Here is a 12,688-nt window from a genome sequence, read left to right as displayed (position 1 = left end):
TTATTATCCAGAGTTCAGGTTCCTTAATAAAATAATGTACTAAGCGGCGCTTTAAGCTTGTGAGAATACAGGATGCCAATCGTGCTCAATAAGCTCAAGCACCTGCTCTTTAGGCACCGCTTTACTAAACAAATAACCTTGAAAGTAGCTACAACCTTGCGCTTTTAAAAAAGCCAACTGATGTGCGCTTTCAACCCCTTCAGCAATACACTCTTTACCTAAACTGCTTGCTAAAGTTAGTGTAGATTGAATAATCGCTTCGTTATCCGAATCAATACCAATATCTTGCACAAAGCTGCGATCTATTTTTAATACATCAATCGGAAAGCGCTTCAAATAAGTTAACGAGGCATACCCTGTTCCAAAATCATCCATGTACAACTTACAGCCTAGTTGCTTTAATAAGTCCATATTTTTAAGCGCATGTTCTGAGTCTCGCATTAAAATAGACTCTGTTATTTCAAATACAATAGCCTCGGGCGGCAGTGCTGCATTGTTTAGTGCTTGGCGAATTTCAGGGACGAGTCCGATAAATTCAAAATCCAGTGCTGAGAGGTTAATTGATAGGTATAGATCAGGACACACTTTACGCCAACGAGCTAACTGCACCAAAGCACGCTGAAATGTTTGTAGCATTATTTTAGTGATTAAACCTATATTTTCAGCTACGTTTGCAAACTCTTGTGTACTCGCTAACTGATTATAAGGCCAGCGTAGTAACACCTCAAAGCCCACTGTTTTTTGCGTAGATGCATTAATAATGGGTTGATAATAATTACAAAATTCATGTTCATGATAAGCTTTGATCAACTGTGATTCTAAATGCATCGCTCTTTCAACACGTTGATTCATTTCTTGTTTGTAAAACTTATAACACCCTTCCAAGCCATTTTTAGCATAATAAAGCGCCACATTTGATGCTTTCAATAGTGCTTTATAATGCACGGCATCATCAGGGAAAATAGCCACACCAATACTTAGGTGTATATTGACGCTTTGCTGATTCATAACAATGTCTTTACTCACGCAATCCATTAGTTTGGTGCATATAAGTAATACTTCTTCTATTTGCTGAATATCTTCAACTAGAATTACAAATTCATCACCGCCTAAACGCGCGACGCTATCACAAGGACGTAATGCTGTTTTCAAGCGGTTCGCCACCAGCTTTATTATCTCATTGGCGTTTTCTGTGCCAAATGAATCATTAAAATACTTAAACCGTTTTATATTAACGTGTAACAAAGCCACTTTACACTGATGGCGGCGCGCCTGATCGATGGCATGTATAGCTCTGTCGTTAAACAAGGTTCTGTTTGGCAGCCCAGTAAGTGAATCGTAATTAGCCAGTATATGCAGTTCGCTCTCAGCTGACTTTTGTGCATGAATATCCGTTAAAATAATCACGAAACTACTCAGCCTTTGGCTTTCATCAGCTACGGCGCTTATTTTAACCAGTACATGGCGTTGCTCTTTGTTTGCCAGAACGACAGTGTCTTCACATGAAAAATGTTCGCCCACTTCAAGCTTTTGCATAATTCGTAAATAATCAAAATAGCTACTGCGGGACATTCCCAAATTAAGCGCACGGGTTGAACGAGGCTCTGCTGATAAGCCAAAAGCGCTTTGCAGCGATTTATTTGAGGCACGTATATTAAAGTTTTTATCTAAGATAAACACCCAATCTCGGGTTTGTTCAAACGCGGCGGTAAATAACCGCGCATGCTCTTCAAACACCCTTTCGCGTGTCATATTGGTATACGTACCGGCTACTTTTTGCGGCGTTTTTTTGTCCCATTCAACCACCTTGCCAAAATCTTTGTACCAGCGCCAATGACCTTTGGCGTGGCGTAATCGGTAGGTACAATTAAAATACCCTTTATCTGTTGATAAAAATTCTAACCACTCCAACCTAAAAATAGCACGCTCTTGAGGGTGAATTTTTTCTAGGTAGGCATCTAAACTCACCGAGTCATCCTCGTAGCCTAATTCGTTGACTAATCTAGGCTGATAAATATTTAACTGGCTCGCCTGCCAATCCCATACCCCGGACTCACTTCCTTCTAGTGCAAGCTTTAAACGCGCCTCACTGTCTTGGCTTTCTTTGTGTGCTGCCAATAAGATACGCTGTATTTTGTTGCGCCTCATTACCCATGCAGTCACTATGGTGATCAATAAAATGGCATAAAGCGCTAAAAAGTATGGAGCACGCCATAGCGGATATTTCACTTTAATATTTAACGTGGCTGGCGCAGTATAGTCGCCGGTCAGTGGATCTTTTGCCCAGACTTTTAACTGGTAACTACCGGGGTTTAATTTAGGAAACACCACCCGATTATTTCGGGTATAACTTTTTTTACCTTTATCGAGCTGATATTCATAAATAATGCGCTCTTGGAAGCTAAATGACATCGCTGAAAATGCAATCTCAAGCCCGATATCATCATGATTTAAAGTGATATTTTTTAATGGCTGCTGTAAATTTATAGACAAGTCCCGAGACATTAAGTTGATGCGCGTGATATTGACCTGATCTAATAAACCTTGGCTATTTTTATTGTCTTTAGGATCAAAGTAGGTAAAACCCTTGAGGCTACCGAAGGCAATTCGACCATCCGCTAACTTAGCCATAGCGCCATTATTAAACTCAGCAGAGAGCACCCCATCTGATGTTGTAAATTGCTGAAAATGAATTGTTTCAGGATTTAGTCGCCATATTCCTTTATGGCTACTCATCCAAATCATTCCCTCTTCATCAAGAACCATATCGTACAACAAGGTGCTGAGTTTATTTTTATCTAAATCAATTGTGTGCACTAACTCATAGGTTGTTGCATCTATACCAATCAGCCCAAAATTAGATAACGATAGCCAAAGTATGCCTTGCCCATCTACCACGTAGGAAAGAATACTAACGGCTACATTTTCATGGTGTTTAGGCACTTTATAAATGGTGTTTAAACTTAAATCATTGGGGTTAAATTGATATAAAACGCCACCACTAAAAAATAATGGCTTCTCGGGTTGGTGCGGTAATGGGGGTAAAAAGCCATGCGCTAAAAAAGGGTCAAATTGTGCTAATTCGCCTTTTAAGTGAACTAATTGTCGGCTATCAATATTATATTTAAACATACCATGATCTGGGTGTACAAAATACAAATCCCCGTTTGGTAGCAATGTCAGGCCATGCATCCAATCATTTAAAAAAATCTGATTGGTAGGACTGTTAGTTCTTGGTTGGGTAAGTTGCTGAGTTTGCGGGTCAAAAATGAATAATCCTCGGTTTGAGTGCAACCAGAGTTTATCTTTGTAAGGCATAATTTTGAAAATAGTAAACTCTGTGGTCAGTAAATCGACTTTATAATCTTTTAAATACACCTTTGAGCGATTACTTTTTAAATCAACCGCAGTTAAACCATTGTGTGTGCCTAACCATAGCTTTTCTTGGAACTCCTTAATTGACCATACCGAATGATGTGATAAACCATCCCCAACCAGTGCATTTCCCTCTACATTATAAAACTTGTAATTGTCGCCCGATAAATAAAACGCACCATCGGTTTTAGTGGCTAGCCACATTCCGCCCGATTTATCTTTCACCATATCAATAATACTGTTATCGGCGAGGGTGTACTTACTCTGTTGGATACGTTTATTTTTTACCACTTTTTTAGTGGTTAAATTAAAACAAAGCAGGCCTTTATCTGTTGCTAAATCGAGCACTCCTTGCTGATTATCAATATCCCAAACATTCAAATCGGCCAGTAATTTTTGGCTTGTAAATGATTGTTCGCGGTTGTTAAACATTGCCTCTAAATTACTAATATCAACAGCGTATAAACCCTTAACCGCACCTACAAGCAACTGATTGTTATTACCTAGCGCAAATGATTTCACATTATTTTGATAAATATGTACATCCGTTTCGCTCAAGTGCTCGAGTGGCCTTACCTGCTGTGTTGCGATGTTAAAAACATACGCGCCGTCTGTGCTACCGATAAAAATATAACCGTTATAATGAAACAAAGTACGCACAAACGCATTTTCAAATTGCTCAGGAAGTGTAAATAAGGAGGTAATAGAGCCGTTGTCTATATCGAGTTTTGCAAACTCTCGGCCTTGTCCAATCCATAAGGTTTTATCATCGGTGGCTAACATAGTAAAAACGGACTGCTGTAGTATTTGCTCTTCTGTGACAGGTTTTTCTATGTATTGTTGGTAGGTATCCGTTTTCGGATCGTATCTGAACAAGCCTGCTAATAAGGAGGCAATCCAGATATGCCCTTGTTGGTCTTGATATATGCGATCGATGATCGCCTCTTCTAACTCACCATTAGGGCCATTGATTGGAATAACTTGATAGCCATCGTATCGGTTAAGGCCTCCTTCAGTAGAGAGCCATAAATACCCATTGTTATCGATAAGCATGGTATTAACGTAACTTTGAGATAAGCCTTCGCTTGGGGATAATCGTTTTACTTGCGCTGTTACTTCAACGCTTATGAGCATAAACAGCACAAATATGGCTGTGATAAACCCATTAATACTCATACCCATGCTTATCCTATTGCTAATTTATGTTTTATTGATATTTCAATGCGGTAATATTTCGGTGCTTATAGGCATCAAATAGCGTTAATAATGAAGGAGTATATGTTAACACTTGGTTAAAACCAAGTGCTTGATAAAAATCAGTAAGGCGTTGATAAGCAAAGGTGTAAACAGGTTCTGTTTGCGCATTTAAAAGGGCAACTAATAACTGGGTTGCCACCCCCTTTGAACGATAAGAAGGAGCCACAAACACCGTTGATAAAAATAAAAAAGTGGGCTTATTCTGTAACCGGCAGGCGGCAATAATCGTATTATTATCGTAAGCGACCCAGACTTGATCCTGTTTGTTAGCACGGCCGCGGACGTGATGTAACGTATAAAACTTATTAACTAAGGGCGTTTTAATTGATTCTAATTGTTTAATTACAAGCATAGTAGGCAAACCTAGCTAAGCATAATGGCCAAATACTGCTCAAATTTTTGTTTTAAAACACCTTGCTCTGCAACAGGACGACTATGCAGAGTGTCGTACACTTGCTCACGCGTTTTTTTACCGCGCTTAATTTGATAAGCCCAAAATGAGGCCTCGTAATCTAACTGAATTTGATACTTCTGCTCTCGCGGCAAGTTACACAGATTAAAACTCATATTCACTCCAATTATTAGGGGCTATAAACTTATTGTTGCCTGCATGAATACAGGTAAGGGCCGTGAGCAGCACACGGAGGCTTTGCTCGACTTTTACTAGCCCACTAGGTTAAACAAGTCGCGCCGAGCGCCCCTAGTTTGAACAAATTTTCATCCGCAAAGGTCAACAACCCCTCGCTCAATAAAACGTAGATTATACGTTTAAACTTATAAAAAACTAACTCTATAACTAATAAAAATAAGCGACTGTAAATAATTCAACGTAATCAATAATTGTTGGTGGTAACTTTTGCAAGATTACTAATGCAAACTGTGCAAAAGACAGACAATTTGTTACTATAGCCGCTTATTATCTTGCCGTAATTAATTGGAAATACTGACGTGCTTAAACGCTTTAACGGATTGCTGGTATTACTGTGCTTAGTTTTTAGTAATATGTCTTTTGCGCACAGTTATAGCTACACATTTAATCGCCCGCAAAACACTCAACAAGCAAACTATACCATTGAGCTATTACAATTGGCCTATGCAGATATAGGCTTTAAACTAAATATTGTCGATTTTAATCGTCAAAATGCATTATTTGCAGCGGATAATGGCATGTTGGATGGGCAGCTTGCTCGCGATATCAGTATTGAAAGTGCCTATAAAAATTTAATTCGAGTTAACTATCCACTCTTTAAATTTAACCTTGAGCTTTATAAACACTGTGAGCCCAGCTCCACTAAAACCATAGATAGCATTGCCATTATTGCCAGTTACCCTGTGCAACAGCGATATTTAGACAGTATTGATTTTCAAGGTAAGGTAATTGAAGTTAAAAGTGATAATACGCAGCTTAACTTACTGATCCAGAAAAAAGTACAAGGAGCGTTACTTATTGATTTTGCGATGGCAAATAAAACCATTCCTCCCTCTTTGGGCTGCTATGAAAAACAAGTGGTTGCTACCTACCCGCTTTATCATTATTTACATAACAGTCATGCGGATATTGTTCCCCAGCTAGAAGCAACACTGGATAAGTTACACAATAACGGCACAGTTGCAAAACTCAGGTCAAAATACAACCTACAGTTTTAAAAATCAAAACCTTGTTGATCTGCTTGCGGTGATGATTGTGCCACTTTATTTTTTTGCTGTAAGTAACGTTTATAGCGCTGCTGGCATAAACTCAATACTTTTTTCTTTTGGGAATTCGTTAACGAATTCCAAGAAAAACGTTCATCGCGACTGCGATAGCAGCCTTTGCAATAACCGCGATTATTAACTAAGCAAATACCTTTACAAGGGCTAGGAATATCAAATATTTCAATTTGTTGCATTTTACCCTCCGGTATTAAAAGCATAGCCTGAGTATAGCGCTATTTTTGTGCAAAAAAAAAGCAGCAAATAAATTGCTGCTTTGTTGTTAGCTTAAACTGTTAATTACTGCTCACAGCTTTGTTCATCTACTTGTGTTTTTCGATGAAATGGCTTGGCATACATAGCTAAAACCAAAGCCCTTAACTCTTCTGGCACCTTGGCCAAACGTTCTTCAAACTGTGCTGCGTCATTTTTATTGATCACCGCCTCAGTGCAGCCAGCAGCAATAAAGTTGCCTGGGTGTAAGTAAAACGAATCAATAATTTGCTTATCAATGGTTTTTGCCAGTTCATCGGCACTGTCACAACCTGACTCAATGGGCTGACCAAACGATAAATGCACATGCCCTTTGGCTGAACTAAACCCTTCAACAATGCTGGCAATATCTTCACCCGCCGATTTAACATACTTGCCATGATGTTGTTTATGATATAGCTCTTTTGCCTTGGCAATTGCACATGGTTCGTATTGGTAAGAGATTGCAACCGGCACCACTTTGAGCTCTTTAATGTATTCGCCAAATTCTTTCTTTTGTTTACGGCCATTAAGTTGCAACATTTTTAAAAGCGCAGGATCAGTTTCATCAACCCCATCTTTAGCGCGCCCTTCTTTTTGTGCAATCCAAATTGAGTGCCCGCTACTGAGTGAATCATAAATATAAGCCGATAACTGAGTCAGCGCTTTTAACATCTCTTTTGGGGCTTTTGCTGAGCGTTTCACAATAAAACTTTTATTTAAGCGCATAAGCTCAGTAATGTAAGGAATTTGCAGCAAGTTATCGCCAATCGCAATTCTCACTGTTTTCATTTTATGCTGGAATAAGCCCCAATTAACCAGTGCAGGGTCAAGTACAATATCTCTGTGGTTTGAAACAAAAAGATAGGCTTGATTAGGGTCTAAGTCTTCTAAGCCAGAAAAAGTGACTTTTGAGGTGGTACGTTTTATTAATTTATTTAAGTAATGTGCCACTTCATTTTGTACATCTTCAACCGTTTTAACTTTGCCCCACTTTTTGCGCAACTGATGCTTTATTATAGCGCGTGCTAAAAACCCAACTGCGGATATAAAGCGTGGCAAATTGTATTTTGCAATTACATCAATAAACGCATTATCGTTAATTAATCGCGCTAATGAGGCAGCAACTTCATCGTCATTGTAAGGTCTTATATCTGCGTACTTATCTTCTAATTCAATCATTTACTGCATCTACAAAGTTAAAAACGGCGCGTTAAAACGCCCCGCTGTGTCTGATTTTGATTATAACTCAATCAAAAATACGAAACTAGCAATACTAAAGTTCGATTTACTGAGTTTTCATAGCGTTATAGTTTAACGCCGAGCCAAGCTGTCTTGCTAACAACGCATACGTATAAACTATGGCTATTAATTATTAATTTAAATGGGTAGACCCTACTAACAGCACTTTGTTCAAGTTAACTTAGCAAGGCAGTTGATCATAATAACATGCAAGTTAACCGTCAGTGGGCAGACCACATTTAAATATGGCTCTACAACTGCTAATGTAAACGCAACATGATAAACCCAATAACATTCAAATAGATGATACTCTTTTTATCACAAGCATTTTGCGTACAGGGGTTATTATTCCCTTAACACATACACTATTAGGACACACCGTGAACATAACAATTCTTGATAACGCCACACTGGCAAACACCTCACTTGATTGTATCTCAGCACTGGGAAAGCTTACCGTGCATCAGCTAACTAGCCCAGAGCAAGTGCTAGCACATAGCCAAAATGCAGAGGTGTTAATCACCAATAAAGTAGTGATTAATCGTGACACCATGGCACAATTAACATCACTCAAACTTATTTGTGTTAGTGCCACCGGCACCAATAATGTTGATTTAAATGCCGCGAAAGATTTAGGCATTGCGGTAACCAATGTTGCTGGTTATTCAACCCCCTCGGTTGTGCAGCATACCTTTTCGTTAATTACTAACTTATTAGGCAATACTCATCGCTACCAAGCGGACTGCCAACAAGGCGCATGGCAAAAAAGTGACATGTTTTGTCGCCTTGATTACAGCTTTAATGACATTCAAGGTAAAACATTAGCCATTATTGGTGGGGGAACTCTGGGCAATGCTGTATCTAAAGTGGCTGAAGCCTTTGGTGCTCATGTCATTGTTGCAGAGCGCAAAGGTGCTGAGTGTCGCCAAGGACGCACGCCTTTTGAAACTGCAATAAAAACAGCGGATATTATCAGCGTACATTGCCCACTTAATGATGAAACGCGTGACTTAATTACGCTTAATGAATTAAAAATGATGAAACCAACTGCGCTTATTATTAACACCGCGCGCGGGGGGATCATTAACGAAGCCGACTTAGCACAAGCCTTAAAAACCAATGTGATTGCTGGTGCAGGTGTTGACGTACTAACTAAAGAGCCTGCTGAGCACAACAATCCACTGGCCAATTACACGGGAGATAACTTACTACTAACCCCACATATCGCGTGGGCCAGTACCGAATCTATTGTGCGCTTGGTTAAAGAAGTGAGTTTAAATATCGCTGCATTTAGTCAACAAGAGTCGCGTAATCGCTTGGTTTAATGCCGTTAAATTAAGTTAGTCAAAATAACTAAAAAGTGGCTTTTTAATTTTATTTCTTAAAAAAGCCACTAACTCAAAAATCACTTTAAAAATAAGCAATTGATTTTTAAAGATTAAAAAACTGGCCTAGTCTTTGCTCTAAAGTCTGTAATTAATCATCTAGGATAATAAAAAATGAAAAAAACGCTTTTAATCGCCGCCCTCACCGCTCCTTTTTTAACTGGCTGTGTTATTGCTGTATCCGATGGCGAAGCGGAAGGTCATTGGGCTGGTAATAGTTCTTCTAGCTGGCAAGCAACACATAAGAATAATCGTGAAATTATTTCAGGCTTGGCAATGGATAGCTCTTATCAGTCGGTATTAAAAACCCTAAAAACACCTGACTTCACCGAATTACTCAAAAAAGAAGAGGATGTTTACCAAGTCTTATTTTATGCAACGCACAGCATCCATTCAGATGGTAAAATGACTAAAGATGAATGCACACCGTTGGTATTTAAAAATGATAAATTAGTTGGTATTGGTGCCTCAGCACTGCAAATGCTGACAAACTAAGTAACTACAGCATTTATTGGGCGCTAATTTGATTGCGCCCTAACTTTTTCGCATTATACAAACCGGAGTCAGCTTCTTCTAACAATGCTTTTTCAGTGTAAGCTTGGCTACTCTCACTAGAAGCAATACCGATGCTAATGGTGACATGTGTAGCGTTTAAAGACGCATTATGTTCAATATTCAAATCATTAACGGCGTTACGTAACTTGTTGGCAAAAACGATTGCACCTTGCTGATTGGTTTCTGGTAATACGGCCACAAATTCTTCACCGCCGTAACGCGCAACAAAATCACCGCCACGCTCACATTGCGCGGCTAACGTTTTTGCCACTGTTTTTAAACATTCGTCTCCAGCTCGGTGGCCATAGTAGTCGTTATAACGTTTAAAATGATCAATATCTATGAGTAAAACGCACAAAGGAGAGTTGTTACGCTTACTTCTACGCCACTCTCTTTCTAAGTTCTCATCTAAATAACGTCTATTGGGTATTTCTGTTAAGCCATCAATAGAGGCAAGCATTTCTAGCAAATCATTTTTTTGCTTAATTAATAACTGGTTCCGCACTCTAACTTTCACAATAGCGGCACTAAATGGCTTACCAATATAATCCATTGCGCCGAGCTCTAGCCCCTTTGCCTCATCTTCATGACGGTTGTTTGCAGAGATAAAAATAATAGGAATAGCCTGGCTTATACTGTTCTCTTTTAGCTGTACGAGTACTTCATAACCATTCATACCAGGCATCATGATATCTAAAATGATTAAGTCTACTGGCGTGTGTTTAACAAACGCCAGCGCGTCTTCACCGCTTGTCACTAAGTAAACATCATGCTCATCGCTTAAGGTTTTTTCTAAAATGATTCGGTTAAGCGCATCGTCATCTACAATTAATATTTTTGCTTTATTTATCATTGCTTACATCTAAAATTTTTATATAAATATGAACTTGTTTTAACTGTATTATCAGCTCTTTAATTGCAGCATTGGCGCTCTTGTCGCCCACTTTTAACAATTGCTCAGTATGTTGAGCACATAACAACAATCGGTTAAACCCTAAGTTTCCTGCTATCCCTTTTAGACTATGCACTAAGCGTACCATTTCAATAGTAGGTATGTCTTTTTGAAGCTCAGCTGAATATGACTCACTTAACACCGCTAACTTAGTAAGCATGCTTTGCAATAGCTTCTCATCATCATTGAACTGTGTCAAAGCGAAGGTTTTATCAAAAAAGCAAGGCTTAGATATGCCTAAATCAGCTATCGATGCAAATAAAATAGGCTAATAAAACCATTAAAGAATAAGTATATTTAGGGAGTAGCTCAAATCTAAACTAACAGCCATATGCTTAAAAATAAGTAACGTCAGATCTAGCACACCGGTAGTGATTAGTAATAGCTTCAACACTTATTAGTTAAATTACTAAGAAGTGCTTTACTCATTTAAATACATCTCAGCCATATCGTCCAGTTTAGCTTTTACTTCTTTCCAGTTTGGCATTACTTGAGTTAGTAAACGCCAGAAGCGCTCGCTGTGATTGTGTTCAGCAATATGGCAAAGCTCATGTAATATAACGTAATCAATGCATTCTTTAGGGGCTTTAACAAGGTGTGGGTTGAGCATTAAGTTGCCTTTGGTTGAGCAGCTTCCCCACTGCTTTTTCATTGCCATTACACGAAAAGAAGGAATACCTGTTACCCAAGTCGCTTTCGGAAGCAATTCGGCTAGTCTCTCATGAAAAATGGCTTTAGCTTTGTGTTGATACCACTTGTCGATTAGCGGTTTAATTTTCACCAACCGACTTTCTTGACTATCAGGGGCAATATCTTTATTGACTTCATGCTTGATTGTTACGTTCAATTTGCCACGGCTTAGCTTTACGTTAGGTACTTGCTCAGCATCAACAATGACCTTGAGTACATAACGCTTTCCCAAATAAAATTGCGTTTCGCCACTCACATAACGCTTATGTAATACCGTATCTTTTTGCTTTGCAAAGTCATTAATACTTTGCCATATCCACCTTGCACGCTTGTGCATGGCATCAACAATAGCATCTTCGCTCGCATCATGAGGCACAGTCGCAACAACACGCTGATCAGGGTGAACCTTAATAATGACCTTACGTGCTACTTTTTTAGCGGTATTACTAGGCTTTGGTTTACGAATAATGTCATAGCGAATGGTGTCGTTACCATAAATAAAAACACCGTGTTCGTTGGTTGTTGCGCGGCTTTTTTCAGAATGAATGGCAGCGGCAACAGAGTGCTTACTCACTAAACGTCACCTCGTGATATACCTAAACGGGTCTTCTTCAACACTTCTTCAATCAGCTTTTGTGCGTTATCAAGGCCAAGCTCAGCAAACAGTATAGGTAATAACTTCATGTGAATAGCGTTTTCAATCTCCGCAGGGTTAATGGAATACTCAGCAACCGCATCATTTACGACGGCATCAATATCAAAAGCAAGCGCTACCAGCTTATCGTTATCCAGTGCCTTTTCAGTTAAAAGCTCACTATCGAATAAATGTTTGAACAGGCCAAAATAGGCTTGGGCATGTTTGTTTAACTTGCCTGCGTCATCCATAAAGTCATTGGGAACATCAGCCATTTTGCGATCTTTCACTTCTTGCTCAAAATCAGCAAAAAGAATGTACTGCTTTACTGGTGCATCAAACATGGCTTTGGCATCTTCAATGGCCTTTTTAAGCATCTTAGAAAAATATTCCTGCGCATAAGGATCATCTGCTAAGTCTTGCTCAATCATCTTGGTAATACGGCCAGTGATTTTATCTGTTTGGTTACGAGCCTCGTCATCATTCATATGCTGTGGCTTAACGTCTTTGCCCAAGTTACCAACTAAATATGCACCATCAGGTTCTTTTACTTCAATACCCGCTATGTGTTTATCAAGCAAGCTTCGAATATCTTCAGCGTATTCATCGTAATTAATAGTTTCATCAGCATCTTCACGTACTTGTTTACGTAAA

General features: G+C 39.0%; 11 protein-coding genes and 1 pseudogene. 3 read left to right on the top strand and 9 right to left on the bottom strand.

Going from position 1 to position 12,688, the window contains the following annotated elements; genetic code table 11:
- Nucleotides 1-51: 51 nt before the first annotated feature.
- The 3 genes from CWC14_RS14635 to CWC14_RS14625 are packed head-to-tail and all read right to left on the bottom strand — an operon-like array spanning nucleotide 52 to nucleotide 5,199.
- Nucleotides 52-4,557 (bottom strand): EAL domain-containing protein, encoded by a 4,506-nt coding sequence (locus CWC14_RS14635; RefSeq protein WP_138563578.1) that lies wholly within the window; start codon nucleotides 4,555-4,557, stop codon nucleotides 52-54.
- Between the two features lie 25 nt (nucleotides 4,558-4,582).
- Entirely contained in the window at nucleotides 4,583-4,984 is a 402-nt protein-coding gene (locus tag CWC14_RS14630; protein ID WP_138563576.1) for a GNAT family N-acetyltransferase, read from the bottom strand.
- 11 nt (nucleotides 4,985-4,995) lie between these two features.
- The gene (locus CWC14_RS14625) at nucleotides 4,996-5,199 is read right to left on the bottom strand and encodes a DUF3283 family protein (protein ID WP_013465864.1); all 204 of its coding nucleotides are present in this window, start codon (nucleotides 5,197-5,199) and stop codon (nucleotides 4,996-4,998) included.
- Nucleotides 5,200-5,580: 381 nt separating this feature from the next.
- Between CWC14_RS14625 and CWC14_RS14620 the strand changes: the two genes are divergently transcribed.
- On the top strand, nucleotides 5,581-6,279 hold the full coding sequence (locus tag CWC14_RS14620; protein WP_249928756.1) for a transporter substrate-binding domain-containing protein: 699 nt from the start codon (nucleotides 5,581-5,583) through the stop codon (nucleotides 6,277-6,279).
- Here CWC14_RS14620 and CWC14_RS14615 read toward each other — a convergent pair.
- Nucleotides 6,276-6,521 (bottom strand): DUF1289 domain-containing protein, encoded by a 246-nt coding sequence (locus tag CWC14_RS14615; protein ID WP_013465866.1) that lies wholly within the window; start codon nucleotides 6,519-6,521, stop codon nucleotides 6,276-6,278. The two genes, CWC14_RS14620 and CWC14_RS14615, sit on opposite strands and share 4 nt — an antisense overlap.
- A 103-nt stretch (nucleotides 6,522-6,624) precedes the next feature.
- Entirely contained in the window at nucleotides 6,625-7,758 is a 1,134-nt protein-coding gene (locus CWC14_RS14610; RefSeq protein ID WP_138563574.1) for a 1-acyl-sn-glycerol-3-phosphate acyltransferase, read from the bottom strand.
- 440 nt (nucleotides 7,759-8,198) lie between these two features.
- Between CWC14_RS14610 and CWC14_RS14605 the strand changes: the two genes are divergently transcribed.
- Both CWC14_RS14605 and CWC14_RS14600 read left to right on the top strand, forming a co-directional pair.
- Nucleotides 8,199-9,143 carry a D-2-hydroxyacid dehydrogenase gene (locus CWC14_RS14605; RefSeq protein ID WP_138563572.1) on the top strand — a complete coding sequence of 315 codons (945 nt, stop codon included), beginning with the start codon at nucleotides 8,199-8,201 and terminating at the stop codon, nucleotides 9,141-9,143.
- Between the two features lie 174 nt (nucleotides 9,144-9,317).
- The gene (locus CWC14_RS14600) at nucleotides 9,318-9,698 is read left to right on the top strand and encodes a DUF3192 domain-containing protein (protein WP_013465869.1); all 381 of its coding nucleotides are present in this window, start codon (nucleotides 9,318-9,320) and stop codon (nucleotides 9,696-9,698) included.
- A 13-nt stretch (nucleotides 9,699-9,711) separates the two neighbouring features.
- Here the strand turns inward: CWC14_RS14600 and CWC14_RS14595 are convergent, their stop codons facing one another.
- The 4 genes and pseudogenes from CWC14_RS14595 to CWC14_RS14580 all read right to left on the bottom strand — a co-directional run.
- Nucleotides 9,712-10,611: a GGDEF domain-containing response regulator gene (locus CWC14_RS14595; protein WP_138563570.1), complete on the bottom strand. Its 900-nt coding sequence runs from the start codon at nucleotides 10,609-10,611 to the stop codon at nucleotides 9,712-9,714.
- A complete protein-coding gene (locus tag CWC14_RS14590) occupies nucleotides 10,601-10,909 on the bottom strand; it encodes an Hpt domain-containing protein (protein WP_249928755.1) in 309 nt (102 codons plus the stop codon). Before CWC14_RS14590 ends, CWC14_RS14595 begins: the two co-directional genes overlap by 11 nt.
- Nucleotides 10,910-11,131: 222 nt before the next feature.
- Nucleotides 11,132-11,974: a M48 family metallopeptidase gene (locus CWC14_RS14585; RefSeq protein WP_212746555.1), complete on the bottom strand. Its 843-nt coding sequence runs from the start codon at nucleotides 11,972-11,974 to the stop codon at nucleotides 11,132-11,134.
- Nucleotides 11,974-12,688 (bottom strand): annotated as a pseudogene (locus tag CWC14_RS14580) (type I restriction endonuclease subunit R); the annotation flags it as partial. The gene CWC14_RS14585 and the pseudogene CWC14_RS14580, both read right to left, overlap by 1 nt.

The organism is Pseudoalteromonas sp. S3260 (assembly GCF_005886925.1).
Classification (GTDB): domain Bacteria; phylum Pseudomonadota; class Gammaproteobacteria; order Enterobacterales; family Alteromonadaceae; genus Pseudoalteromonas; species Pseudoalteromonas tetraodonis.
This window is presented reverse-complemented; position numbering and strand designations above follow the sequence as displayed.